At 70.5% G+C, this 24322-nt stretch carries 23 protein-coding genes; 12 read left to right on the top strand and 11 right to left on the bottom strand.

All coding sequences use genetic code 11. The features are described 5' to 3' along the window. The 7 genes from nadC to ACIQCZ_RS39215 all read left to right on the top strand — a co-directional run bounded on the left by nadC (nt 1) and on the right by ACIQCZ_RS39215 (nt 4653). On the top strand, nt 1–1044 hold the full coding sequence (nadC, locus tag ACIQCZ_RS39245) for a carboxylating nicotinate-nucleotide diphosphorylase (protein WP_402290508.1): 1044 nt from the start codon (nt 1–3) through the stop codon (nt 1042–1044). Then, nucleotides 1044–1841: a type III pantothenate kinase gene (locus ACIQCZ_RS39240; RefSeq protein ID WP_114245204.1), complete on the top strand. Its 798-nt coding sequence runs from the start codon at nt 1044–1046 to the stop codon at nt 1839–1841. The genes nadC and ACIQCZ_RS39240 overlap by 1 nt, the downstream gene beginning before the upstream one ends. Before the next feature lie 137 nt (nt 1842–1978). Beyond that, nucleotides 1979–2560, top strand: coding sequence for a hypothetical protein (locus ACIQCZ_RS39235; protein ID WP_402290523.1), 582 nt, complete (start codon nt 1979–1981; stop codon nt 2558–2560). A gap of 244 nt (nt 2561–2804) precedes the next feature. Continuing rightward, nucleotides 2805–2984, top strand: coding sequence for a hypothetical protein (locus ACIQCZ_RS39230; RefSeq protein WP_376211181.1), 180 nt, complete (start codon nt 2805–2807; stop codon nt 2982–2984). 145 nt (nt 2985–3129) lie between these two features. After that, nucleotides 3130–3606: a BlaI/MecI/CopY family transcriptional regulator gene (locus ACIQCZ_RS39225; protein ID WP_402290520.1), complete on the top strand. Its 477-nt coding sequence runs from the start codon at nt 3130–3132 to the stop codon at nt 3604–3606. Nucleotides 3607–3669: 63 nt separating this feature from the next. Continuing rightward, nucleotides 3670–4173, top strand: a complete 504-nt coding sequence (locus tag ACIQCZ_RS39220) for an amino-acid N-acetyltransferase (RefSeq protein WP_351077557.1) — start codon at nt 3670–3672, stop codon at nt 4171–4173. A 144-nt stretch (nt 4174–4317) separates the two neighbouring features. Further along, nucleotides 4318–4653 (top strand): Lsr2 family protein, encoded by a 336-nt coding sequence (locus tag ACIQCZ_RS39215; RefSeq protein ID WP_093894032.1) that lies wholly within the window; start codon nt 4318–4320, stop codon nt 4651–4653. Here the strand turns inward: ACIQCZ_RS39215 and ACIQCZ_RS39210 are convergent. After that, nucleotides 4632–5240, bottom strand: a complete 609-nt coding sequence (locus tag ACIQCZ_RS39210; protein WP_402290504.1) for an SCO3374 family protein — start codon at nt 5238–5240, stop codon at nt 4632–4634. The two genes, ACIQCZ_RS39215 and ACIQCZ_RS39210, sit on opposite strands and share 22 nt — an antisense overlap. 429 nt (nt 5241–5669) lie before the next feature. Here ACIQCZ_RS39210 and ACIQCZ_RS39205 point away from each other — a divergent pair, with 429 nt between their 5' ends. Next, nucleotides 5670–8198, top strand: a complete 2529-nt coding sequence (locus ACIQCZ_RS39205) for an ATP-dependent Clp protease ATP-binding subunit (RefSeq protein ID WP_351077434.1) — start codon at nt 5670–5672, stop codon at nt 8196–8198. A gap of 639 nt (nt 8199–8837) precedes the next feature. Beyond that, the gene (locus ACIQCZ_RS39200) at nt 8838–9527 is read left to right on the top strand and encodes a M23 family metallopeptidase (protein WP_402290502.1); all 690 of its coding nucleotides are present in this window, start codon (nt 8838–8840) and stop codon (nt 9525–9527) included. Between the two features lie 19 nt (nt 9528–9546). Here ACIQCZ_RS39200 and ACIQCZ_RS39195 read toward each other — a convergent pair whose 3' ends face one another. Continuing rightward, nucleotides 9547–10131 (bottom strand): TetR/AcrR family transcriptional regulator, encoded by a 585-nt coding sequence (locus ACIQCZ_RS39195; RefSeq protein WP_402290499.1) that lies wholly within the window; start codon nt 10129–10131, stop codon nt 9547–9549. Between the two features lie 125 nt (nt 10132–10256). Between ACIQCZ_RS39195 and ACIQCZ_RS39190 the strand changes: the two genes are divergently transcribed. Next, nucleotides 10257–11867 carry an MDR family MFS transporter gene (locus ACIQCZ_RS39190; protein ID WP_402290497.1) on the top strand — a complete coding sequence of 537 codons (1611 nt, stop codon included), beginning with the start codon at nt 10257–10259 and terminating at the stop codon, nt 11865–11867. Between the two features lie 77 nt (nt 11868–11944). Here the strand turns inward: ACIQCZ_RS39190 and cseC are convergent, their stop codons facing one another. The 6 genes from cseC to ACIQCZ_RS39160 all read right to left on the bottom strand — a co-directional run bounded on the left by cseC (nt 11945) and on the right by ACIQCZ_RS39160 (nt 17292). Next, nucleotides 11945–13327, bottom strand: coding sequence for a two-component system sensor histidine kinase CseC (gene cseC, locus ACIQCZ_RS39185; RefSeq protein WP_402290495.1), 1383 nt, complete (start codon nt 13325–13327; stop codon nt 11945–11947). Beyond that, nucleotides 13324–14028, bottom strand: a complete 705-nt coding sequence (gene cseB / locus ACIQCZ_RS39180) for a two-component system response regulator CseB (protein WP_376468993.1) — start codon at nt 14026–14028, stop codon at nt 13324–13326. The genes cseC and cseB overlap by 4 nt, the downstream gene beginning before the upstream one ends. A 10-nt stretch (nt 14029–14038) precedes the next feature. Then, a complete protein-coding gene (locus ACIQCZ_RS39175; RefSeq protein WP_402290494.1) occupies nt 14039–14791 on the bottom strand; it encodes a hypothetical protein in 753 nt (250 codons plus the stop codon). Further along, the gene (locus ACIQCZ_RS39170; protein WP_402290492.1) at nt 14779–15414 is read right to left on the bottom strand and encodes a SigE family RNA polymerase sigma factor; all 636 of its coding nucleotides are present in this window, start codon (nt 15412–15414) and stop codon (nt 14779–14781) included. The genes ACIQCZ_RS39175 and ACIQCZ_RS39170 overlap by 13 nt, the downstream gene beginning before the upstream one ends. Nucleotides 15415–15587: 173 nt before the next feature. Next, on the bottom strand, nt 15588–16490 hold the full coding sequence (locus ACIQCZ_RS39165) for an A/G-specific adenine glycosylase (protein WP_376220768.1): 903 nt from the start codon (nt 16488–16490) through the stop codon (nt 15588–15590). Nucleotides 16491–16632: 142 nt separating this feature from the next. Next, a complete protein-coding gene (locus ACIQCZ_RS39160; protein ID WP_402290490.1) occupies nt 16633–17292 on the bottom strand; it encodes a phosphatase PAP2 family protein in 660 nt (219 codons plus the stop codon). 172 nt (nt 17293–17464) lie between these two features. On the opposite strand from ACIQCZ_RS39160, the gene ACIQCZ_RS39155 reads away from it, so the two are divergent. Then, a complete protein-coding gene (locus ACIQCZ_RS39155) occupies nt 17465–18283 on the top strand; it encodes a hypothetical protein (RefSeq protein ID WP_402290488.1) in 819 nt (272 codons plus the stop codon). A gap of 161 nt (nt 18284–18444) precedes the next feature. Here the strand turns inward: ACIQCZ_RS39155 and disA are convergent, their stop codons facing one another. Beyond that, on the bottom strand, nt 18445–19569 hold the full coding sequence (gene disA, locus ACIQCZ_RS39150) for a DNA integrity scanning diadenylate cyclase DisA (protein WP_391746183.1): 1125 nt from the start codon (nt 19567–19569) through the stop codon (nt 18445–18447). A gap of 80 nt (nt 19570–19649) precedes the next feature. Then, the gene (radA, locus tag ACIQCZ_RS39145) at nt 19650–21062 is read right to left on the bottom strand and encodes a DNA repair protein RadA (protein ID WP_402290486.1); all 1413 of its coding nucleotides are present in this window, start codon (nt 21060–21062) and stop codon (nt 19650–19652) included. Nucleotides 21063–21314: 252 nt separating this feature from the next. On the opposite strand from radA, the gene ACIQCZ_RS39140 reads away from it, so the two are divergent. Next, a complete protein-coding gene (locus tag ACIQCZ_RS39140) occupies nt 21315–23165 on the top strand; it encodes a hypothetical protein (protein ID WP_402290484.1) in 1851 nt (616 codons plus the stop codon). Between the two features lie 302 nt (nt 23166–23467). Here the strand turns inward: ACIQCZ_RS39140 and ACIQCZ_RS39135 are convergent, their stop codons facing one another. Then, on the bottom strand, nt 23468–24310 hold the full coding sequence (locus ACIQCZ_RS39135) for a hypothetical protein (RefSeq protein ID WP_402290482.1): 843 nt from the start codon (nt 24308–24310) through the stop codon (nt 23468–23470). Nucleotides 24311–24322 lie beyond the last annotated feature (12 nt).

The following is a 24322-nucleotide window of genomic DNA, read 5'->3' as shown; positions in this document are numbered from 1 at the left end:
GTGAGCACGCCCGAAGAGAATCCGCGCCCGACACCCGTGGACGTACCGCTGATCCAGATCGGCGCGCCCGCACCGTCCGCGGGCGGCTGCGGGGACGGCTGCGGCTGCGGCGGGGACGAGCCCTACGAGCTCGACCCGCTGGAGTGCGGCCTCGACCCCGACCTCGCCCAGCTCCTCGCCGATGCCGGCCTGGACCCGGTCCAGGTCGAGGACGTCGCGCATGTGGCCATCGAGGAGGACCTCGACGGCGGTGTCGACGTCACCACCGTCGCGACCGTCGCCGAGGACGCGGTGGCCACCGGCGACTTCACCGCCCGGGAGGCCGGCGTGGTGGCGGGTCTGCGCATCGCCGAGGCCGTGCTTTCCATCGTCTGCACGGACGAGTTCGCGGTCGAGCGCCACGTCGAGGACGGCGACCGCGTCGTCCCCGGCCAGAAGCTGCTGACCGTCACCACCCGCACCCGCGACCTGCTCACCGGCGAGCGCAGCGCGCTCAACCTGCTCTGCAGGCTCTCCGGCATCGCGACCGCCACCCGCGCCTGGGCCGATGTGCTCGAAGGCACGAAGGCCGAGGTCCGCGACACCCGCAAGACCACGCCGGGTCTGCGCGCACTGGAGAAGTACGCGGTGCGCTGCGGCGGCGGCGTCAACCACCGCATGTCGCTGTCGGACGCGGCGCTGGTCAAGGACAACCACGTGGTCGCGGCGGGCGGTGTGGCCGAGGCCTTCAAGCGGGTACGGGACGAGTTCCCGGACGTACCGATCGAGGTCGAGGTCGACACCCTGCAGCAGGTCCGCGAGGTCATCGACGCGGGCGCCGATCTGATCCTGCTGGACAACTTCACCCCGCTGCAGACGGCCGAGGCGGTCGCCCTGGTCGGTGGCCGCGCGGTCCTGGAGTCCTCCGGCCGGCTCTCCCTCGACACCGCGCGCGCCTACGCGGAGGCGGGCGTCGACTACCTGGCCGTCGGCGCGCTCACCCACTCCTCGCCGATCCTCGACATCGGCCTGGACTTCCGCGACACCGACGAGGCCGGCGTCTGATGCTGCTCACCATCGACGTCGGCAACACCCACACCGTGCTCGGCCTGTTCGACGGCGAGGAGATCGTCGAGCACTGGCGGATCTCCACCGACGCCCGCCGCACCGCGGACGAACTCGCGGTGCTGCTCCAGGGGCTGATGGGCATGCACCCGCTGCTCGGCGAGGAGCTCGGCGACGGCATCGAGGGCATCGCGATCTGCTCCACGGTCCCGGCCGTCCTGCACGAGCTGCGCGAGGTGACCCGCCGCTACTACGGCGACGTCCCCGCGGTCCTCGTCGAGCCGGGCATCAAGACCGGGGTACCGATCCTGATGGACAACCCGAAGGAGGTCGGCGCGGACCGCATCATCAACGCGGTCGCCGCCGTCGACCTGTACGGCGGTCCGGCGATCGTCGTCGACTTCGGTACGGCCACGACCTTCGACGCGGTCTCCGCCCGGGGCGAGTACACCGGTGGCGTGATCGCCCCCGGCATCGAGATCTCGGTCGAGGCGCTGGGCGTCAAGGGCGCCCAGCTCCGCAAGATCGAACTGGCCCGGCCGCGCAGCGTGATCGGCAAGAACACGGTCGAGGCGATGCAGTCGGGCATCATCTACGGCTTCGCCGGCCAGGTAGACGGTGTCGTCGCGCGGATGAAGAAGGAGCTGGCGGCCGACCCCGACGACGTCACCGTCATCGCGACGGGCGGCCTTGCGCCAATGGTGTTGGGTGAGTCCTCCGTCATCGACGAGCACGAGCCCTGGCTCACTCTCATCGGGCTGCGCCTGGTGTACGAGCGGAACGTGTCCCGGATGTAGCGGATGCGGGGCGTACCTGCGGGAACGGTCGGGCGGGGCGGGGCCGACGCCGCGCCGCCGACGGCCAGCTAAGAGGATTTTGTCCCTTTAGCACGTATTGTCGCGTCATGCCCACGCCTTACGGATCACGCGGCGGTATGGCGTTCAGCGCGGACGAGCTGCGGGTGCTCCGACGTGCCCTCGCCATCGCCCTTCACCCCAAGCCCCTGCCCGACGAGGACGTCCAGGACTGCCTGCGGCTGGCGGGCGCCGTGGACGAGGCGGTCGGCGAGGCGGGACGACTGCGCACGTTCCTCCTCGCCGACCTCGTCCGCTACCGCAACGCCCTCCCCGGCTCCGTCAGCGGCTACCTGGAGCTGCTCCAGGACGCCCTGGCGGGCGGATACGACCCTCGTCCCGACGACCTGGCCGCGCTGCGGGCCCTGCGCCACAGACCGGTGGCCGCGGCGCTCCTGGAGCGCTGTCAGATGCTCGCGGAGCGCTCGGTACGGGCCCGCCTGGCCGGACGTGCCGCACCGGCGGCGGCCCCGGCGCCCCGCAGCCGTCTGCTGGCCCTGCCCGGCGGCCGGGCGGCCGACACCGAACCCGAACGGCCCAAGACCCCGGCGGCCCCGCCCCGGCGGCCGGCCCCGCCGTCCGAGCGCCCGGCGCCCAAGCCTTCCGAGGTCTTCCCGCCCCGCAAGCCCGCCCCGCCGCGGCAGGAGTGGGCCGCGGGCTGAGCGCTGCCCCGTGATCCCCGGCGGGCGCGCGACGACAGCTACGGCACCTCGCCGCGTTGCCGGGACGTCCACACGCATCCAGTGTGCGGACGTCCCTCCGCCGTGCGATGCGCCGCATCCGACGCCGCGCGCCGCTCCACCGCGGATCACGGGACAGCCCTCAGGGGTTGCGCACCAGACCGTCAGGGCCTCGACGCGGAGGGGGTGCGCGGAAGTCCGTACCGGCCTCGCTACTCTGGACGCCATGGACTACGTATCCGCGCTCGTGCCCCCCGTGGTGATGGCCGCCTTCTTCATCGGCCTCGTCGTGACGATCGTCAAGAGCCAGGGCGGTCCCAACAAGGCCAAGGAGGACGCGGCCGTGGATCTGGCGATCGGCCGCGCCGAGTCCGTCCAGCAGGCCCCGCGCACCGACGGCGTCTGACTCCCCGCACCTCGCAGTAACCGAAGGGCGCACGACTCCTCAGGAGTCGTGCGTCTTTTTGCTGCGCGAATAACCAGGCATTCCAGGCATCTGGCACTAAAGTGACATTGTGCCCCGCCAATTGGGAGAACTGGAAGACGCCGTGATGACACGGGTCTGGCAATGGAACCGCCCGGTCACTGTGCGGGAAGTCCTTGAGGACCTTCAGCAGGAACGCTCCATCGCCTACACCACCGTCATGACGGTAATGGACAATCTCCATCAGAAGGGCTGGGTGCGCAGGGAAGTCGACGGCCGCGCATATCGATATACGGCGGTCTCCACCCGCGCCGCCTACTCGGCCGCACTGATGAACGAAGCCTGGTCGCGGAGCGACAACCCGGCCGCCGCTCTTGTCGCGTTCTTCGGCATGATGTCCGCCGAGCAGCGCGAGGCCCTCGCGGACGCCATGCGGATCGTCCGCCCCGGACTGCCCGGGGCTTCCGGACACCCGGCCGAAGAAGCGGTCGACGGTGCGGTGGGCGAACCGGGTGATGAACCCGGGGATGAACCGGCTGATGAAGCCGCCGGAGAAGCGACCGAAGATCCGGCCGATGACACGGGCCCGGAGACCGGGCGATAGCGTCGGGGTATGTCCTCAGAGCTTCCGCATACCGATTTCCGTACCGAACCGTCGGTTATAAACATGGCCATCACTGTCCGCCGTGCCAGGACCAGCGATGTCCCATCGGTCCGCCGTCTCCTCGACGGGTACGTACGTGAAGGCATCCTGCTCGACAAAGCAACGGTGACGCTTTACGAGGACATCCAGGAGTTCTGGATCGCGGAACGCGACGAGGACGCCCGGGTCATCGGCTGCGGTGCACTGCACGTGATGTGGGAAGACCTCGCTGAAGTGCGCACTCTCGCTGTCGATCACGGCATCAGGGGCGCCGGAGTCGGGCATCAAGTACTGGACAAGTTGTTGCAGACCGCCCGTTGGCTGGGCGTACGGCGGGTTTTCTGTCTCACCTTCGAAGTCGACTTCTTCGCGAAGCACGGCTTCGTGGAGATCGGAGAGACGCCGGTCGACGGAGATGTCTACAGTGAGCTGTTGCGTTCCTATGACGAAGGTGTAGCAGAGTTCCTGGGGCTCGAACGAGTGAAGCCGAACACCTTGGGCAACAGCCGGATGCTTCTGCACCTGTGACCGTCACAAGAAGCCGTCGCCCTATGTCCGAATCGCGCATGTTTCCCGTCTTCTTGCGATCCTGAACCTCTCCCGGGGGTTTGTGTTTTCCGGGGAAAAGCGGTTTCCTTTCCGCGTACTGCATTTTCGATGAAAGGAAATCCGGTGGCACAGAAGGTTCAGGTCCTTCTTGTCGACGACCTCGACGGTGGCGAGGCGGACGAGACGGTCACGTTCGCTCTGGACGGCAAGACATACGAGATCGACCTCACCACGAGCAACGCGGACAAGCTCCGTGGTCTTCTTGAGCCGTACACCAAGGGCGGTCGGCGTACGGGCGGTCGCGCGGCGGCCGGTCGTGGCAAGGGTCGCGCCGTCACCGGCGGCAACAAGGACACCGCGGAGATCCGTAAGTGGGCCCGCGAGAACGGCCACAATGTGAATGACCGCGGCCGTGTTCCCGCGGAGATCCGCGAGGCTTACGAGAAGGCCAACGGCTGAGCTGTCGACTCTTCGGTCGACCGCCCCGTTCGGGCGCGCATCAACCGGGCCCGGTGGCATTCCGTGGCCACCGAGTCCACGAGCCGTACGAGATCGGGAGCATCCCCACCCCTGCTCCCGAGGCCGACGAGGGCCGGGAGTTCCGGCTCTCCCTCGTGCCGCAGCCCGGGGGGTCGCAGCCATACGGCGGCCCCCGGCCGGCCGCCCGCCCGTCCGGGCGGTGCCGGCGCAGTGATCCGGCCGCCCGTGCCGATGGCGGTCAGCGAGAGGGCGACGCCGCCCCATTCCAGCCAGTCGAGCAGTCCGGGCAGTTCGTCGGCGCTTCCCGCCGCCACCAGCAGACTCATCCGTCCACCGGACAGCGCCACCGGCCCGGTGCGGCCCACCCGCCGCAGTGCCGCACGGCCGGCGACCGCGGGCACTTCGAGGACGTCGAACCGCAGCCCGGTCAGCAGTCGCACCGGTGCGATGCCCTCCGTCGGCCAGCCGAGCTCGTGCTCGTACCACCGCGCCCACTGCGCGTGACCGGCGTGAGCGTTCCGCGTGTCGGCGAGCGACGGCGGGGGAGGCGGGACGGTGACGGCCATGCCGGAAGAACGGCCGGGCCGCCCCCGGGGTTACGCAGGGTCCGTGAGTGGGCGCGTAATGTGTCCGGGTTGGGGGCGTAGAGACGTATTCGGGAGCGCAAAGATGTTCGCCCGTAGCGGAGGGAACCGGCGCGCGCCGCATGGACTGTCTGTAATTACGGGTAAGACATCCCTAGTGGGGAGGGGCGACACGCAGGCTCGGGCATCTCACGTTCGCCATCGGCGTACTGGCGAAAGGGGTATCTGCCTGGCCTGCGGGAACATCGTCTCGCACCATCGGGTTGGAGCAGATGTCGGCGTTCGAGGTCAGGAGGCCAAGGACGGTGTCGGCAGTTGGAATGAGCGGTCCCCGCTTGCGGGACTAAGCTGCGGAAGGACAGGGAGGGGACCGACCCCTTACTGCCTGACCGCTCTGAGGAGCGATTAACGATGTTCGAGAGGTTCACCGACCGCGCGCGGCGGGTTGTCGTCCTGGCTCAGGAAGAAGCCCGGATGCTCAACCACAACTACATCGGCACCGAGCACATCCTCCTGGGCCTTATCCACGAGGGTGAGGGTGTCGCCGCTAAGGCCCTGGAGAGCCTCGGGATTTCGCTCGAGGCGGTCCGCCAGCAGGTGGAGGAGATCATCGGCCAGGGCCAGCAGGCCCCGTCCGGGCACATCCCCTTCACTCCCCGGGCCAAGAAGGTCCTGGAGCTGTCGCTCCGTGAGGCCCTCCAGCTCGGCCACAACTACATCGGCACCGAGCACATCCTGCTCGGCCTGATCCGCGAGGGCGAAGGCGTCGCGGCCCAGGTCCTCGTGAAGCTGGGCGCCGACCTGAACCGGGTGCGGCAGCAGGTCATCCAGCTGCTCTCCGGGTACTCCGGCGGCAAGGAGGCGGCAACCGCGGGCGGCCCCGCGGAAGGCACCCCTTCCACGTCCCTGGTGCTCGACCAGTTCGGCCGGAATCTCACCCAGGCCGCTCGCGAATCCAAGCTCGACCCGGTCATCGGGCGCGAGAAGGAGATCGAGCGGGTCATGCAGGTGCTGTCCCGCCGTACCAAGAACAACCCGGTTCTCATCGGCGAGCCCGGCGTCGGCAAGACGGCGGTCGTCGAAGGACTGGCGCAGGCCATCGTCAAGGGCGAGGTGCCCGAGACCCTCAAGGACAAGCACCTCTACACCCTCGACCTCGGTGCGCTGGTCGCCGGCTCCCGCTACCGCGGTGACTTCGAGGAGCGCCTGAAGAAGGTCCTCAAGGAGATCCGCACCCGCGGCGACATCATCCTGTTCATCGACGAGCTCCACACCCTGGTGGGTGCGGGCGCCGCCGAGGGCGCGATCGACGCCGCCAGCATCCTCAAGCCGATGCTGGCCCGCGGCGAGCTGCAGACCATCGGTGCCACGACGCTCGACGAGTACCGCAAGCACCTGGAGAAGGACGCCGCTCTCGAGCGCCGCTTCCAGCCCATCCAGGTCGCGGAGCCGTCGCTGCCGCACACCATCGAGATCCTCAAGGGTCTGCGCGACCGCTACGAGGCCCACCACCGCGTCTCCATCACGGACGAGGCGCTGGTCCAGGCCGCGACGCTGGCGGACCGGTACATCTCGGACCGGTTCCTGCCGGACAAGGCGATCGACCTGATCGACGAGGCCGGTTCCCGGATGCGCATCCGCCGGATGACCGCGCCGCCGGACCTCCGCGAGTTCGACGAGAAGATCGCGGGCGTCCGCCGCGACAAGGAGTCCGCGATCGACTCGCAGGACTTCGAGAAGGCCGCGTCCCTGCGGGACAAGGAGAAGCAGCTCCTCGCCGCGAAGACCAAGCGCGAGAAGGAGTGGAAGGCCGGCGACATGGACGTCGTGGCCGAGGTCGACGGCGAGCTGATCGCCGAGGTCCTGGCCACCGCGACCGGCATCCCGGTCTTCAAGCTGACGGAGGAGGAGTCCTCCCGTCTGCTGCGCATGGAGGACGAGCTCCACAAGCGCGTCATCGGCCAGAAGGACGCCATCAAGGCCCTCTCGCAGGCGATCCGCCGTACGCGGGCCGGCCTGAAGGACCCGAAGCGCCCCGGTGGCTCGTTCATCTTCGCCGGCCCGTCCGGTGTCGGTAAGACGGAGCTCTCCAAGACGCTCGCCGAATTCCTCTTCGGCGACGAGGACGCGCTGATCGCCCTCGACATGTCGGAGTTCAGCGAGAAGCACACGGTTTCCCGTCTCTTCGGTTCTCCCCCCGGTTACGTGGGTTACGAAGAGGGCGGCCAGCTCACCGAGAAGGTGCGCCGCAAGCCGTTCTCTGTCGTCCTCTTCGACGAGGTCGAGAAGGCCCACCCCGATATCTTCAATTCCCTGCTCCAGATTCTGGAAGACGGTCGTCTGACCGACTCCCAGGGCCGGGTCGTGGACTTCAAGAACACGGTCATCATCATGACGACCAACCTCGGGACCCGGGACATCTCCAAGGGCTTCAACCTGGGCTTCGCCGCCCAGGGCGACGTCAAGACCGGCTACGAGCGGATGAAGAACAAGGTCAACGAAGAGCTCAAGCAGCACTTCCGCCCCGAGTTCCTCAACCGTGTCGACGACACGGTCGTCTTCCACCAGCTCACCGAGGAAGACATCATCCAGATCGTCGACCTCATGCTGGCCAAGGTGGACGAGCGCCTGAAGGACCGCGACATGGGCATCGAGCTGAGCTCGGAGGCCAAGTCGCTCCTGGCGAAGAAGGGCTACGACCCCGTGATGGGCGCCCGGCCGCTGCGCCGGACGATCCAGCGCGAGATCGAGGACGTCCTCTCCGAGAAGATTCTCTTCGGCGAGCTGCGCCCCGGTCACATCGTGGTCGTCGGCACCGACGGCGAGGGTGAGGAGAAGAAGTTCACCTTCCGCGGCGAGGAGAAGTCGGCTCTGCCCGACGTCCCCCCGATCGAGCAGGCGGCGGGCGGTGCGGGTCCGAACATGTCGAAGGACGTGTAAGGACGCCACCGAGCGCCTGAGCGCCTGAAGGGGCTGCCCCGGAACCGTTGAAAGACGGTCCGGGGCAGCCCCTTTTGCGCGCGGTACCGGTCTCGTCGTGCGGTTGGTTGCGGCTCGGTGGACACCGGGGCTCCCCGACGGCCTGCGGCTCCTCGACGGGCCGCGCGGCTCCTCCATGACTCGCGGTATCGGCCGGGGCGGCGCGACGGCCGTCGACCGCGGGCGTCGGCATGCGGCGGGCGGCCCCGATCGAAGGGCTCCGGGACCCTCCGGTGGTGACAAGGCACACAGCCCGTTCTGCCCCTACTACGGGCGATAGGGGAGAGCGTCGTGTGCCCGGCAGGGGCCTTCGGCCCCGCATGGAGGGGGGCTTTCGGCGCGGGCACGAGAGAAGCCCGGATCGCCGGATTCTGTCCGGTTCGACCGGTTTCGAGCTGGGGTTAAACCTGCCCGGAACGAGAGTTTTCAGTGGGCCCGGACGAGGGGTGCGCGAAGGTGGCGCCGAGGCATTCCCGAGGCACCTGATACGGCTTTTATTCGTAGATGGGGTATTTGGGCATCGGTGGGGGTGCGGGTTACCAAGGGATGGCCGACGCGGCGAAAGCGTCGGATCCAGTCATCTCCGGAGGTTCTCCGCTTATGTCGAAGCGCGTTTCGTTCCAGCACTCCCGTCGCCCGTCCCTGTCCCGTGTCCGTGGCGCCGTGGTGGCAGCCGGCCTGGGGACGTCGATGGTTCTCGGCGCCGGTGCTGCGTTCGCGGCCGGCACGGCGGGTGCCCCCCACGCGGCGAGCCTGATCAGCAACGGCGCGGCCGAATCGGTCGCCGCGCAGGCGGCCGCGCAGGGCAAGGCGGCCAACGCGGCCAAGGCCGAGCGTGCGGCGGCCGAGAAGGCGGCCGCGAAGAAGGCCGCCGCCTGGCGGATCCCTGTGGCCCACTACGCGCTGAGTGCGAGCTTCGGCAACGACGGCTCCCGCTGGGCCCACAAGCACTCCGGCCAGGACTTCGCCGTCCCGGTCGGTACCAAGGTCGAGGCCGCGCACAGCGGCACCGTCGTGAAGGCCGGTCCGAACGGCGGCGGCGACGGCCCCGCGTACGGCAACGCCGTCGTGATCCGCCACGGCAACGGCACGTACTCGCAGTACGCCCATCTGTCGAAGATCGATGTGCGCATCGGCCAGACCGTGAAGACGGGCCAGAAGATCGCGCTCTCCGGCAACACCGGCAACTCCAGCGGCCCGCACCTGCACTTCGAGATACGGACCACCCCGAACTACGGTTCCGCGATCAACCCGGTCTCGTTCCTGTACAAGCAGGGCGTCACGGTCTGACCTGACCGGACGTGTCCCGCTACTCGGCGGACCCCGGGCTGTGCGCCCGGGTGACCAGTTCGAAGGCGACTTCGAGGACGGCGCTGCGCTTCTCCTCGGGGCCGCCTTCGACGTCCTTCAGGGCGAACATGCCCGCATGGATCGTGAACAGCGCGGTGAAGCAGCGCACCTGGTCGGTCAGTGAGGCGTCGGGTTCCTTGATCAGGTCGACCAGGCCGATGACGCGGTCCTTCATGGTCTTCCCGATGCTGAGGTCCCGTACGGTCGCCTGGTTCTCCTGCATGAAGCGGAAGAGCGGGGCCGCGGTGGTCAGCGCCTCGCTGTAGCGGCGCAGGATCTCTTTCTTCGTCTCCAGGGTGTGGGGCCGGTCCCGGCCCCACACGATCAGCTCCTCGACCGGCCGGTTGAGGTCCTCGAAGATGCTGACCAGGATGTCTTCCTTGGTCTTGAAGTGGTAATACAGCGCGGCCTTGGTGACATCCAGCCGCTCGGAGATCTCCCGCAGCGAGGTCTTCTCGTAACCCTGTTCGGCGAAGAGCTCCAGGGCGACGTCCTGAATGCGCTGGCGCGTGTTACCCCGGCGTGCCTGCGGCGTGCTGCCCATGGCGCTCTCCCTCAACAAACTTACTTGACGCCCGGCTAGTTACGGGTCTACTTTCCCCAGTGTAGTCAACTAGCCGGGCGGCAAGTAAGAACCCGGCGCGCACCGGGGATCAGGGAGTGGGGACCATGGCGGAGCTGAAGAAGGCGACGGACGGAGGGGCGGGTGACCGGCCGGCCGGGAAACCCGAGAAGCAGCAGCGCAGCGTCCGGGTGGTGATGCTCGCCCTGATGATCACGATGCTGCTCGCCATGCTGGACAACCTGATAGTCGGCACGGCCATGCCGACCATCGTCGGTGACCTCGGCGGCCTGGAGCATCTGTCCTGGGTCGTCACCGCGTACACCCTGGCCACCGCCGCCTCCACCCCCATCTGGGGCAAGCTCGGCGACATGTACGGGCGCAAGGGTGTGTTCCTCACGTCCATCGTGCTCTTCCTGATCGGCTCGGTCCTGAGCGGCATGGCCCAGGACATGGGCCAGCTGATCGGTTTCCGGGCGGTCCAGGGGCTCGGCGCGGGCGGCCTGATGGTCGGTGTCATGGCGATCATCGGCGACCTGGTGCCGCCCCGCGAGCGCGGCAAGTACCAGGGGATGATGGCCGGCGTCATGGCCATCGCGATGATCGGCGGACCGCTGGTCGGCGGCACCATCACCGACCACCTCGGCTGGCGCTGGAGCTTCTACATCAACCTGCCGCTGGGCGCGGTCGCCCTGGCCATGGTCACCCTCGTGCTGCACCTGCCGAAGCGGGAGCGCGCAGAGGTGAAGATCGACTACCTCGGTGCGGGGCTGCTGACCGTCGGCATCACCGCGATCGTGCTGGTCACCACCTGGGGCGGTTCGGAGTACGCCTGGGGCTCGGCCGTGATCGTGACGCTCATCGCGATCGGCGTCGCCTCGCTCACGGGCTTCTGCTTCGTCGAGACGCAGGCCGCAGAACCGATTATTCCGCTCCACATATTCCGCAACCTCAACTTCACCCTGATGTCCGTCATCGGCTTCATGTCGGGCTTCGTGATGTTCGGCGCGGTGCTCTTCCTGCCGCTGTACCAGCAGTCCGTCCAGGGCGCGTCGGCGACCAACTCGGGTCTGCTGCTCCTGCCGATGCTGCTGGCGATGATGGTCGTCTCGCTGATCGCGGGACGGGTCACCACCAGCACCGGCAAGTACAAGATCTTCCCGATCCTGGGCTCGGTCCTGATGGTGTCCGGTCTGTTCCTGCTCTCGCGGATGGACACCGGCACCACGCGGCTCACCTCGGGCATCTACATGGCGGTGCTCGGCGCGGGCATGGGCTTCCTGATGCAGATCACGATGCTCGTCGCGCAGAACAGCGTGGAGATGAAGGACATGGGAGTCGCCTCCTCCGCGACCACCCTCTTCCGTACGCTCGGCAGCTCCTTCGGTGTCGCGATCATGGGCGCCCTGTTCACCGGCCGGGTGCAGGACGAGATGGCCGCCCGCGGCGGCGGGGCGGTCACGGCGAAGTCCGCCCAGCTGGACGCGTCGAGCCTGGCGAAGCTGCCGGCCGCGGTGCGTGAGGCGTACCAGTTCGCGGTGTCGTCCGGTACGCACATCGCGTTCCTGGTGGGTGCCTCGGTCGGAGTGATCGCGCTGATCGCGTCGGTGTTCGTCAAGGAGGTGCCGCTGCGGGGAGCGGGCCCGGAGACCACGTCGTCGGACGGCGGCGGGGCGCCGGCCGCGGCCGCCGGTGTCAGGCAGCCCGAGGCGGTCTGACCCCTCCGCGGTGGTACGAGCGATGTACGTCAGGAGGCTCCCGGGGCGCGCCCCGGGAGCCTCCTGACGTATCCGGTTCAGCTGCCGGGCCGCCGGCTGCCGGACTCCGCGCTCTTCTCGTCACCGCTGTCCGGGGTGCGCTGTTCGGACAGGTGCAGGATCGGGAAGCTGCCGGTGTTCGTGGGTGCGTGCTCGGGCAGCCACAGCACGGCGATCGCCCCGCCCGCGCCCTGCGCGGCCCCTTCCGGCGCCGCGTTGCGGAAGGTCAGCCGGGCCCCGAGGACGCGCGCCTGACCGGCCGCGATCGTCAGCCCGAGACCGTGCCCGTGCCCGGCCCGGTCACTGCTTCCGGTACGGAACCGGCTCGGCCCCTCACGCAGCAGCGCCGCGGGGAACCCGGACCCGTGATCGCGGATCCGTACCACCCGGCCCTCGACCGTGACCTCGACCGGTGTGGCACCGTGCTTGGCGGCGTTCCCCAGCAGATTGCCGAGGATCCGCTCCAGCCGGCGCGGGTCGGTGCTGACCCAGGACTCGTGGACGACCTGCACGCGTACATCCGGGTCCAGCAGCGCGACGCGCCGGCTGACGAACTCGCCCAGCGCGACCTCCTGCAGCTCGGCCCGCTCCGACGCGCTGTCCAGCCGGGCCACCTCCAGAACGTCCTCGACCAGGGTGCGCATCGCCTGCGCCCGGTCCCGTACGAGCTCGGTGGGGCGGCCCGGCGGCAGCAGCTCCGCCGCCGTCAGCAGGCCGGTCACCGGGGTGCGCAGTTCGTGCGCGATGTCCGCGGTGACCCGGCGCTCCGCCTCGATCCGTTCGTTCAGCGCGTCCGTCAGCGCGTCCACCGCACGGGCCAGCTCATCGGTCTCGTCCTGGACGACCCCGCCGACGGCCTCCCTGACCCGTACATCCGTATTGCCCTGCGCGACCTTGCCCGCGGCGGCGGCGGCCTTGCGCAGCCGGCGCGACAACTGCCCGCCGATCAGCACGCCCAACGCACAGCTGCCGAGCACCACCGAGACCGAGCCGATGATCAGCGCCCGGTCGAGATCCCCCAGGACCCGGGCGCTGCGGCCGGTGAAACGGGTGTGCAGCGAGAGCACGTCGCCGTTGCCGACCGGGACCGCCGCCCACACGTCGGGTCCCCCCTGCTTGAGCTCCTCGACATGTGTGGCGCGCCGGTTCCTGCTGGTCTCCGCGCGCAGGCTGCGCGGCATCAACGGGTCGTTGAGCTTGGCGCCGAACCGGGGGTCGGTCTTCTGCGTCTTCTTCGCCTCGTACAGCAGCTGCGCGTACGTCAGCCGCGTCAGCTGGACCTCGCGAGCGTTCTCCAGCATCGAGACCCGGGCGGCGTTGTGGACGACGAAGCTGAGCGCGACCGCGGTCAGCGCGCCCACCGCCGCGATGGCGATGCTGATCTTCCAGCGGACTCCCGTCCGCAGCGTCGGCCGCCTCATGGCCTGAGCTTGTAGCCGAAGCCGCGGACCGTCTCGATCCGGTCCTGGCCGATCTTGGTGCGCAGCCGCTGCACATGGACGTCCACGACCCGGGTGTCACCGCCCCATCCGTAGTCCCAGACCCGTTCCAGCAGCTTGTCGCGGGAGAGCACCGTGCCGGGCGCGGCGGAGAACTCCAGCAGCAGCCGCATCTCGGTCGGCGTCAGCGCCACCTGCTCGCCGCCCCGGTGGACCTCCATGCCCTCGGTGTCGACCTCCAGATCGCCGAAGACCAGCACGCCGCCGAGGGGCTGCGGCTCCCGTTCCCCGCCGCCCGGCTGCCCGCCCGACGCATGACCGAAGCGGCGCAGCACGGCACGGATCCGGGCGACCAGGACCGCCCCGTCGAAGGGCTTGGTGACGTAGTCGTCGGCACCGGCCTCCAGGCCGAGCACCACATCGATCGAGTCGGCCCGCGCCGACAGCATGATCACGGGGACCGTCGACTCGTCGCGGATGCGACGGCAGAGGCTGACCCCGTCGAGCCCCGGCACCATCACATCGAGCAGGGCGATGTCGGGACGGTCGGCCCGGAACGCTGCGAGGCCCGACAGGCCGTCCGGCATCGCGGTGACCGCGAAACCGTCGCGCTCCAGCGCCAGCTGGGTGGCCTCGCGGATGACGTCGTCGTCCTCGACGAACAGGACGTGGGTCTCGGCCATCGGACTGCTCTCAGTTCCCCGCCGGTTCCGCGGATTCCGGAAGACCGGCCTCTCCGTTACCGACGGCTCGGTTGAAGTCGTTGTGCACCCGGTCGTGCTCGTCGAACCGGTTGTCCGCCCAGCGGTAGGTGATCACTTCCTCGCCGGAGGGGTACGCGACCGAGTCCTTCTTCTCGTACACCTGGGCCGTCACCACCAGATCACCGCGGTCGATGGTGCCGTACACCGCGGGCTGCTCGACGGCGAACACGTTCTCGTACGTGCCATTGGCCCGCTGGCGGTACACGTAGGTGCCGACCCCCACCGAATCGCCGCAGGTCATCACGTTCACCACGACGTCGGCCGAGGGTCCGCCGGTCAGGGTGCCGTACGAGGTGTCCACCGGGTACTCGGAGCCGCTGCAGGGCTTCAGATCCGTTCTGACCCGCTCGCTGACCTTGGGGTCGTGCTTGAGCAGCGTCACGGGGTCGACCCGCGGCGTCGGCTTCGCCGTGGTCGACGGCTCGGCGCTCGGGGTGACCTGGGCGACCGGCTGGGTGCCCGCCGGACCCTCGTCCCGGGTGCCGGTGCCGCCGCTGGAGCACCCGACGACGAACAGCCCGAAGGCGGCGAGCGCGACCAGGGTCGCGGTGCTCGCCGCCCAGCCGGTCAGGGTCCGGCCACGCCTGACGGCGGCCCGGCGGCCACCGTCACTCCCGCTGCCGACGCGGTCGCCGTCCTCGTCGCCGCTGCCGTTGTCATCGCTGGCTGTCAGGCCGCGCACCGCTCCCGCCCCCGTTCGTCCACACGCCTGCCCGGCTCCACCCGGACCTGCGCCCTTGCCCGCGCACGTACCGGAGCACGGTCGGCCGCCGTCGGTCCCTGCTCCTCCCGGAGCCGGGCCTCCCTGCTCGCTGCCTCACGGCTCTCCAGCTCCTGGCGCAGCCGGGCCAGCGCACGGTGCAGCGTGCTCTTCACCGTACCGGCCGACATGCCGAGCGCAGCAGCCGTCTCTTCCGTACTCATCTGCTCCCAGTGTCGCAGCACGACGACGCTGCGCTGCTTGGGAGCCAGTACACCCAGCACATCCATCAGCAGGGCGCGGTCGGCGCGCTGCTCGGTGCCGTCCTCGACGCTCGCGTCGGGCAGCTGTTCGGTCGGGACCTCGTCCAGCTTGCGGGCCCGCCACCACTCGGTACGGGTGTTGATCATGACGCGGCGCAGATAGGCGTCGGCGAGGGACTTGTCGGCGATGCCGTCCCAGCGGCCGTACGTGCGGGCCAGGGCGGTCTGCAGCAGGTCCTGCGCGTCCACCGGGTCGGGTACGAGTCGGCGTGCACTGCGCAGCAGTGCCTCCTGCCGAGTGCGTACGTACTCCTCGAATTCGAGCACCTCGCCCTGCGCCATTCCAACCGCCTCCGTCCCCGTAGAACCCCGTAGAACCGCTGTCGGCCACCGATGGGCCGGGCCGACGTCGTCGACGCTACGGAGCTGTTGTCACGGGGCTGTGCGGAGCAGCCATACGCCGCCGCACGGCTGTCCATCGGTTGTGTAACAGCGGGGGGAGGGGAGCGTGCGGCTCAGCTCAGCGGCAGCCGGTACTGGCCGCCGGCCAGCGGTTCGACCAGGCCGTCCGCGACCAGTCCGTCCAGCGCACGGGCGCGCTGCACCGGTTCGTCCCACACCGCGTCCAGTGCCGACTGCGGCACCGGGGTCATGGCCTCGCGCAATACGGCGAGCAGTCGGCCGCGCACCTGCCGGTCCGTGCCCGCGTACGTCTGACCGCGCCGCGGGGGCCCCTGGTGCGCGGGCTTCCCGGCCAGCCGCCAGGCGCACTGCTCGGCGATCGGGCAGTGGGTGCAGTCCTCGTTCTTGGCGGTGCAGACGAGGGCGCCGAGCTCCATCGTCGCGGCGGCCCAGCGGGCGGCCCGCTCCTCCTCCTCGGGGAGCAGTGCGCGGGCGAGCTTGCGCTCGGCTGCGGTGGTCGCGTTCGGCGGGTACTGGATGCCGGTCGCGGCGCGGGCGAACACCCGGCGGACGTTCGTGTCGAGCACGGCATGCCGCTGTCCGTACGCGAACGAGGCCACGGCCGCCGCGGTGTACTCACCGATACCGGGCAGCGCGAGCAGCTGACCGTGCTCGCTCGGTACGTCGCCGCCGTGCCGTTCCGTTATTGCCTGGGCGGCCCCGTGCAGTCGCAGCGCTCGGCGCGGGTAGCCGAGCCTGCCCCAGGCGCGGACCGCCTCGCCGGGCGGCTCGGCGGCCAGGTCGGCCGGGCGGGGCCAGCGGGCCAGCCACTGTTCGTACACCGGGAGGACCCGGCTGACGGGGGTCTGCTGCAGCATGAACTCACTCACCATCACGCCCCAGGCGCCCGCTTCGGGGCGGCGCCAGGGCAGATCGCGGGCGTGCTGTTCGAACCACCCGATGACGGGAGCGTGGAGGGAGGCGGGGGGCGTCTGTGTCGCAGTCATGGCAGTCATCGCACCGACGATCCTGGCACGGAAGGGCGGACAACGGCTCCGCGCACGGTGGTGTCGCGCCTCGTGAGGGCCCTTGGGGTGATAATGCCACCCGTCTTGTCCCCTCGGTGTCCGGCAACCGGCCCAAGGGGACTCCGGGGCGTCAGTGCCGTTTGCGGCGCCGCCGTGACCGGCCGGCCGTGACCGGTGCCGTCCCCGTACCCGGCCCCGAGACCAGGGCCGCCACCGGGGCCCCGCTGCTGCGTACCGTGCGGGCGAGCGATTGTGCCGGGCGCCGCAGCACCGCGACCACGGCGGCCGCCAACGCCGCACCCAGCAGCAGACCGACCGCCACGTCGTGCGGATAGTGCACCCCGACGAAGACCCGGGAGAAGGCCATCAGCAGGGCCAGCGGCACGGTGAGCCAGGCCAGCCGTGGCCGGGCGATCGCCAGGGCCACGGCCGCCGCGCCGGCGATCGCGGAGTGGTTGCTGGGGAACGACCAGTCGCCCGCCGGCGGACACGGCACCAGGGACGCCGCCGCCCCGGCGACCGCCCTGCACGGGCGTTCCTCGGTCACCAACGACTTGAACACCTCGCTGCCCACATAGGCGAAGGCCGTCGCGAGGGGCGCGAGCACCGCCAGGGCCAGGGCGCCCTCGTCCGCCCGGCGGGCGCGCCACCACCCGGTGATGAACAGGACGCCGAAGACCAGAAGGCCGAGTTCCGTCCATATCTCGGCCAGGTGTTGCACCCATGACGGCATGTCATGAGCGAAGTCGGTGATGTCCCGGTAGAGCGGGGCAGTAACTGAACTATCCATGCGACAGAGGCTAGTCAACGAAACGGAGTGGTCGGACGGGGCGATTCCGGGGGACTGGCCCGGCCGGAATTCCGGGCGGAACGGGACGGTCCGGGATGATGATCCGCAAAACTTCGGGGCCGGGCGGCGGGTGGGGCGGGAGTCGGCGCCGATCTCTCGTAGAGTTTGCGCCGTGGGATCTTTGCGTAATCCGATCGGGCCGCTTCCCTCCACCATCTACTGGCGACGGAGGGCCGTAGCGGCGACGCTGGTTGCGCTGCTCGCGCTGCTGATCGTATGGGCCGTCACTTCCGGCGGCGACAGCAAGAAGAACGCGGACGACTCCCGGCCCGGCGGCAAGGAGCCCGCGCACGAGATCACCCCCGGTCCCTCCCAGCCGGGTACGGCCATCACCCAACAGCCGGGCGGACGCGACGAGTCGGGCGACACCGGCGGCGGAGACACCGGCGGTACGGGCGCGGGCTCCGACGGCGGATCGGGCACCGGCGACGGCGGTACGGGCGCCGTCGGCGGATCGGGAACCGGCGCCGGGGGCGCGGGCGGCAGCGGTGCGGTGACCGGTGAGCAGGTCCCGGCCGGTTCTTCGCTCCCCGACTGCGCCCCCGCCACACTGCAGTTGAGCCTGAGCACCGAACTCAGCTACGGCCCGGACGAGAAGCCGAAGTTCCGGTTGATGGCCAGGAACACCTCGTCCACCACCTGCAAGGCCGACCTCGGGCCGAGGAGCGCGGTGCTCACCATCACCGAGGCCGGTGGTGACGACAAGCAGGTGTGGTCCTCCAAGGACTGCCCGCGCAACGGCGGCAGCCTGCTGCTGAAGGTCCCGGCGGGCACGACCGTCGTCCACACCGTGGAGTGGGACCGCAAGAAGAGCGTTCCGCAGTGCGCGACGGCGCCCGCGGGGACCGCGGCGCCCGGTACGTATCTGGTCGAGGCGAAGGCGCCCGGCGAGCCGTTGCAGCGCGCCTCGTTCCGCCTTGAGAAGGACTGAGCGAAGGACGCGGGCAGGGGCCGGAAGAAGGCGGGCGGAAGGCCGGGGGAGGGGCTCGAAGCAGGGATGGGCGCCCGAGGCCGGACGGCTCCGGAAAGCACTTCGGGGCCCGGTCCCCCGGGCCCCGGCGCCGCCTTCTGTGTGCAGGGCCGCGCGTACCGCTACACGTACCGCTCGAGGATGGACGACTCGGCCAGCCGCGACAGCCCCTCGCGCACGCTCCGCGCCCGCGCCTCGCCGACCCCGTCGACCGTCTGGAGGTCGTCCACGCTGGCGGCGAGCAGCTTCTGCAGACCGCCGAAGTGCTCCACCAGCCGGTCGATGATCGCTCCGGGCAGCCGCGGCACCTTCGCCAGCAGCCGGAAGCCGCGCGGCGAGACCGCCGAATCCAGCGTCTCCGGCGAGCCGCTGTACCCCAGCGCCCGTGCGACGACCGGGAGTTCGAGCAGTTCGGTGTGGGAGAGCGCGTCGAGTTCGGTGAGGGCCTCGGCGACCGTGCGGGACCGCTTGGCGGTCGGCTCCGGCACGTAGTCGCGCACGACCAGCTCACGCTCCGGCTCGACGCCGGCGATCAACTCGTCGAGCTGGAGAGAGAGGAGCCGGCCGTCGGTGCCCAGCTCCACCACGTACTCGGCGATCTCGGTCGCGATCCGGCGGACCATCTCCAGCCGCTGCGCGACGGACGTCACGTCCCGGACCGTCACCAGGTCCTCGATCTCCAGTGCCGAGAGCGTGCCCGCGACCTCGTCGAGCCGGAGCTTGTAGCGCTCCAGGGTGGCGAGTGCCTGGTTGGCGCGGGAGAGGATCGCGGCGGACTCCTCCAGGACCCGGCGCTCGCCGTTCACGTACAGCGCGATGAGACGCATCGACTGCGAGACCGAGACGACCGGGAAGTTGCACTGCTTGGAGACCCGGTCCGCTGTGCGGTGACGGGTGCCGGTCTCCTCGGTGGGGATGGAGGCGTCCGGGACCAGCTGCACACCGGCACGCAGGATCTTGGTCATGTCCTTGTCGAGGATCAGCGCCCCGTCGAGCTTGGCCAGCTCGCGCAGGCGCGTCGCGGTGAACTCCACGTCCAGCACGAATCCGCCGGTGCACATCGACTCGACCGTTCTGTCCATGCCCAGGACGACCAGCCCGCCGGTGTTGCCGCGGAGGATGCGCTCCAGGCCGTCCCGCAGGGCCATTCCGGGCGCGACGGCGGACAGCGAGGCGCGCATCAGCGCCTCGTTACCGGTGCCTTGGCCGGACTTTCCGGGCGATGTTGCCCGGTCGCTGGCTGCCACTGCACTCCTCCGGTCACAGGTTTGTGGTGCCCTTGCGTCCCTCATGCCGTTCGTACGGACGGGCGAGACCAGGGCAAAGTCTACCGGCGCGCGTTCTCCTCCTGTGGGGCCTGTGCGCGAGACCGGCGCGGGAGCACCCTCAGCGCATCACCCATGTTGGCGACTTCTGTGACCTTCATACCGGCCGGGACCTTTCCGGGATCGGTCGGAACCAGCGCGTGCGTGAAGCCCAGACGGTGCGCCTCGGCCAGCCTGCGCTGGACCCCTGTGACCCTTCTGACCTCGCCCGCGAGGCCCACTTCACCGATCGCCACCAGGTTCTTGGGGAGCGGGGTGTCGCTGGCCGCGCTGGCCAGGGCCAGGGCGACGGCGAGGTCCGCGGCGGGCTCGGAGAGCTTCACACCGCCGACCGTCGCGCTGTAGATGTCCCGCTTGCCGAGCGAGGTGATCCGGCCGCGCTGTTCCAGAACGGCCAGCATCATCGACACCCGGGACGTCTCCAGGCCGGAGGTGGTGCGCCGGGGTGACGGAATCTGTGAGTCGACCGTCAGCGCCTGGACCTCCGCGACGAGCGGGCGCTTGCCCTCCAGGGTGACGGTGAGGCAGGTGCCGGGCACGGGCTCGTCGCGCCGGGTGAGGAAGAGGCCGGACGGGTCGGCGAGGCCGGTGATGCCCTCGTCGTGCAGCTCGAAGCAGCCGACCTCGTCGGTCGCGCCGTATCGGTTCTTGACGCCGCGCACGAGGCGCAGCCGGGCATGGCGGTCGCCCTCGAAGGACAGCACCACGTCGACGAGATGCTCCAGCAGTCGCGGCCCCGCGATCGCCCCGTCCTTGGTGACATGGCCGACCAGGAGCGTCGACATCCCGCGCTCCTTGGAGGCCCGGATGAGCGCGCCGGCGACCTCCCGGACCTGCGCCATGCCGCCGGGCGCCCCGTCGATCTCGGGCGAGGCGACGGTCTGCACGGAGTCGAGGATGAGGAGCGACGGCTTGACGGCGTCCAGATGGCCGAGGACCGCGGAGAGGTCGGTCTCGGCGGCGAGGTACAGATGGTCGTTGATCGCCCGGATCCGGTCGGCGCGCAGGCGCACCTGGCTCGCGGACTCCTCGGCGGTGACGTAGAGGGTGCGGTGGTCGTCGCTCGCCGCCTTCGCGGCCACGTCGAGCAGCAGCGTCGACTTCCCGACGCCCGGCTCGCCCGCGAGCAGCACGACGGCCCCGGGGACGAGACCGCCGCCGAGCACCCGGTCCAGCTCGCCCACGCCGGTCGACCGGGCGGTGGCCTGTCGGCTGTCGACCTGGCCGATGGGGAGCGCGGCCGTGCTGACCCGGCCGGCCGCGGTGGTCCGCACGGCGGGGGCGCCGCCGAACTCCTCGACCGTCCCCCAGGCCTGGCATTCGGGGCAGCGGCCGAGCCACTTGGCGGTCGTCCAGCCGCACTCGGTGCAGCGGTAGGACGGCCGGTCCTTCGCGGATTTCGTACGGGCAGCCATGGCGCAACCGTATAGGTGGGGTCGGACAGTGCCGCCGGGCGCGGTCCGGGGTGCCACCCGGCGCGGGCGCGTGCCTGTCGGCTGCCCCGGCACTTCCGCCTAAATGTCTGATTCCGACCCCTCCGATTCCCCTTTTCGGCCTCTTGAACCATGAATCCCTGTCCCCTTTTGAGCGATACGTTCACCCGTAAGGATTAAATGTGCTGAAGAGGCGCTAAAGGCATGCTCTGTGCTGCCTACGGTCGCCAGGTGATGAGCAGCAGGCTGGAGCCCCCTACGCACACCACCGGCGCACACCGGGCACGGCGCCGTGCGCCCCACCCCGCGGCGCAGCCTTCGCCGCGGCGGCCTCCCGCACGTTACGAGCCGCATCTCGACGGTCTGTTCACCTACTGCCTCTCCGTGCTCTGCGATCACGACGCCGCCACCGAGGCGCTCGGCGGGATGCTCGCGATCGCGGAACGGCAGGGCGGCCGGTGCCCGGCCGGCGAGGAGGAACGTAAATCCTGGCTGTACGCGCTGGCCAGGTGGATGTGTCTGCGCAAGCTCGCCGAGCGGAAACAGGGCCGCCAGGCGCACCGCCACAAGGCCGGGAAGCTGTCGGGAAGGCAGCCGGTCAAGCCGGAGACGAAGCGGGAACCGAAGCGGGCGGGCGGGCCTCCGCTCAAGCAGCCGGGCGGGGCGGCCGCCCAGGGGGCGCGCGCGGGACGCTGTACGCCCCCCGCCGCTCCTGCGAATGCTCCCGCCGCCTTCACCCCGGGCGGCACCCCGGCGGGCAAGGCCCGCACTCACGAATCCGAGGCCGCCGCCGAGGCTCACCGCCGCGAACTCGCCCAGCTGGCCTGGCCCGAGGCCGCGGGTACCACCCCCGAACAGCGCGAAGCGCTCGAACTCGCCGTGCGCCACCGCCTCGCCCCGCGTGCCGTCGCCTCCGTCCTCGGCCTGGAACCCGCGACCGCGCGGGACCTCCTGGCAGCCGCGGCCTGTGAGGTGGAACGGACCCGCGCCGCCCTCGCCGTCGTCGAGACCGGTAACTGTCCCACCGTCGCCCGGCTCACCGGCGACCACCGCGTCCTGCTCTCCGCCACCCTGCGCCGTGAACTCGTCCGCCATGTCGACGACTGCCCCCGCTGCCGCCGGGCCGCCGAGCGGGCCGGCGCCGAGGGCCCCTGGCCGGGAGGGCCGCTCACCCCGGCCGCCGTGCTGCCGGTCGTCGAGGCACCGCGGCCCTCCGCCTACGTCGCGATGGTCCACGCCCAGCGGAGCCGGTCGGCCGGCCCGCGCTTCGACCGGGCGGGCTTCCCGCTGGACCCGAAGGACCACGCCGCGCGCCGGGACCGGATGCGGGCCAGGGTCGTGACGACGACGGTGGTGGCGACGGTCGTGGCCGCCCCGGTGATCGCGTTGTGGACCGCCTACCGCGGCGCACCGCAGACCGGCGAGGGCCATGAGGGCTCCTCGGTCGCCGCGACCGAGACGGACGTCCGCCACGACGACGGCGCTCCGGACGGCCACTACGAGAACGCCGGCAACGCCAGTCCCCAGCCGGGTGCCCGCTTCAGGGACGGCGGCACCCCGGACGTCTCCGCCGAGGTGATCAGCTCGGGTTCGGTGCGGGGCGTCGGCGGGCTCACCGTCGAGGCCCGCTCGTCCGGCGGCACGACGCTGATCCGCCTGACCGCCTCGGGCGGTGCCCCCGTCGCCTGGTCGGCCCGCGCGGACGTGTCGTGGCTGCGTCTGAGCAGTTCCTCGGGGACGCTCGCCGCGGGCGAGAGCGTCACGGTCCGCGTCCTCGTGGGCCATCCGCGGGAGCCCGCCGGTCCGTGGAGCGCCCGTATCGCCCTCGCCCCTTCGGATTCGGTCGTGGTGGTCCGGGGGCGCGGGGCGACGGCACCGTCACCCGGCGGTCCGGGACACCCGGGTACGCCCGACCCCTCCGGCCCGTCGGCTCCGCCCTCGTCCTCGCCGCATCCCACACAGCCGACCGACCCGACACCCGGCCCGAGCGAACCGACGCCGACACCGACGGACCCGGCCCCGACCGAACCGACCCCGGCCCCGACCACCGACCCCGGGACGGGCACGACCACCCCGGCGGGCTGAAACGGGGCGCCGGGGGCGAGGCGCACCGTCGACCCGCGCGACACCGGCCGACGCGCCGCGTCCGGCCGTCACGCCCCGGCCTCAGAGCCTGTCGGGCGACCTCTGACCGGGCGGCCGCGCCCTGGCACGCACGCTTCCCGCGTTGCCGAAACGCCCTGGTAGCTCCTTCCCCAAGCTCTCAAGGAGCAGGGGAGACCCCATCCGAGGACCTTTCGGCGCCTTGGAATCGCACGCACCGTACCGCGTCCGCTGTCCGATCGAAGGTCACCCGACAGGCTCTCAGGGGCCCACGCCCCGGGCCGCTACGCCGGATCCGCCGGGTGCGGCGCCATCGGCAGCAGCGAGGACAGACGCTCCTCGCACAGCTCGACCAGCCGGTCGTACGCCTCCTTGCCCATCAGCTCGGTGAGTTCCGGCCGGTACGACACGTACACCGGCTCGCCGGCCCCGTGCGCGGAGGTCGCCGACGTGCACCACCAGTGCAGATCGTGACCGCCCGGACCCCAGCCCCTGCGGTCGTACTCGCCGATCGACACCTGGAGCACGCGGGTGTCGTCGGGCCGGTCGATCCAGTCGTACGTACGCCGGATCGGCAGCTGCCAGCAGACGTCCGGCTTGGTCTCCAGGGGCTCCTTGCCCTCCCGCAGCGCCAGGATGTGCAGCGAGCAGCCCGCGCCCGCCGCGAAGCCGGGACGGTTCTGGAAGATGCACGAACCCTCCCAGCGCCGCGTCTGGCGCTCCCCGTCGTCGTCGACCTCGACCCAGCCGGTCCTGGTGCCGACGTCGTGGAACTGCCACAGCTCAGGGGTCAGCCGTGCGACATGGCCCGCCACGCGCTTCTCGTCGTCCTTGTCCGAGAAGTGCGCGCCCAGGGTGCAGCATCCGTCGTCCGCGCGGCCCGCCTGGATGCCCTGGCAGCCACTGCCGAAGATGCAGGTCCACCTGGACGTCAGCCAGGTCAGGTCGCAGCGGAAGACCTGCTCGTCGTCCGCCGGGTCGGGGAACTCGACCCAGGCGCGTGCGAAATCGATGCCCGTTTCGTCCTCGGACCGGTTCGGTCCGTTCGCTTCCTGCTGCTGCATCTCCTGCTTCGTTCTCTGCTTCTTCGTGGTTTTGCCCGGCTTCGCCTTTTTCGTCTTTGGCACGGGCCAAGAGTA

Source organism: Streptomyces sp. NPDC093149, from assembly GCF_044754145.1.
Lineage (GTDB): Bacteria > Actinomycetota > Actinomycetes > Streptomycetales > Streptomycetaceae > Streptomyces.
The sequence above is the reverse complement of the archived record's forward strand: the minus strand, read 5'-3'. Positions and strand labels throughout refer to the sequence as shown.

Coding starts and splice junctions, on each gene's coding strand:
- ACIQCZ_RS39240 (WP_114245204.1), top strand. CDS start 1,044: ATGCTGCTCACCATCGACGTCGGCAACACCCACACCGTGCTCGGCCTG.
- ACIQCZ_RS39235 (WP_402290523.1), top strand. CDS start 1,979: ATGGCGTTCAGCGCGGACGAGCTGCGGGTGCTCCGACGTGCCCTCGCC.
- ACIQCZ_RS39230 (WP_376211181.1), top strand. CDS start 2,805: ATGGACTACGTATCCGCGCTCGTGCCCCCCGTGGTGATGGCCGCCTTC.
- ACIQCZ_RS39225 (WP_402290520.1), top strand. CDS start 3,130: ATGACACGGGTCTGGCAATGGAACCGCCCGGTCACTGTGCGGGAAGTC.
- ACIQCZ_RS39220 (WP_351077557.1), top strand. CDS start 3,670: ATGGCCATCACTGTCCGCCGTGCCAGGACCAGCGATGTCCCATCGGTC.
- ACIQCZ_RS39210 (WP_402290504.1), bottom strand. CDS start 5,240: ATGGCCGTCACCGTCCCGCCTCCCCCGCCGTCGCTCGCCGACACGCGG.
- ACIQCZ_RS39205 (WP_351077434.1), top strand. CDS start 5,670: ATGTTCGAGAGGTTCACCGACCGCGCGCGGCGGGTTGTCGTCCTGGCT.
- ACIQCZ_RS39200 (WP_402290502.1), top strand. CDS start 8,838: ATGTCGAAGCGCGTTTCGTTCCAGCACTCCCGTCGCCCGTCCCTGTCC.
- ACIQCZ_RS39195 (WP_402290499.1), bottom strand. CDS start 10,131: ATGGGCAGCACGCCGCAGGCACGCCGGGGTAACACGCGCCAGCGCATT.
- ACIQCZ_RS39190 (WP_402290497.1), top strand. CDS start 10,257: ATGGCGGAGCTGAAGAAGGCGACGGACGGAGGGGCGGGTGACCGGCCG.
- cseC (WP_402290495.1), bottom strand. CDS start 13,327: ATGAGGCGGCCGACGCTGCGGACGGGAGTCCGCTGGAAGATCAGCATC.
- cseB (WP_376468993.1), bottom strand. CDS start 14,028: ATGGCCGAGACCCACGTCCTGTTCGTCGAGGACGACGACGTCATCCGC.
- ACIQCZ_RS39170 (WP_402290492.1), bottom strand. CDS start 15,414: ATGGCGCAGGGCGAGGTGCTCGAATTCGAGGAGTACGTACGCACTCGG.
- ACIQCZ_RS39165 (WP_376220768.1), bottom strand. CDS start 16,490: ATGACTGCCATGACTGCGACACAGACGCCCCCCGCCTCCCTCCACGCT.
- ACIQCZ_RS39160 (WP_402290490.1), bottom strand. CDS start 17,292: ATGGATAGTTCAGTTACTGCCCCGCTCTACCGGGACATCACCGACTTC.
- radA (WP_402290486.1), bottom strand. CDS start 21,062: ATGGCTGCCCGTACGAAATCCGCGAAGGACCGGCCGTCCTACCGCTGC.
- ACIQCZ_RS39140 (WP_402290484.1), top strand. CDS start 21,315: ATGAGCAGCAGGCTGGAGCCCCCTACGCACACCACCGGCGCACACCGG.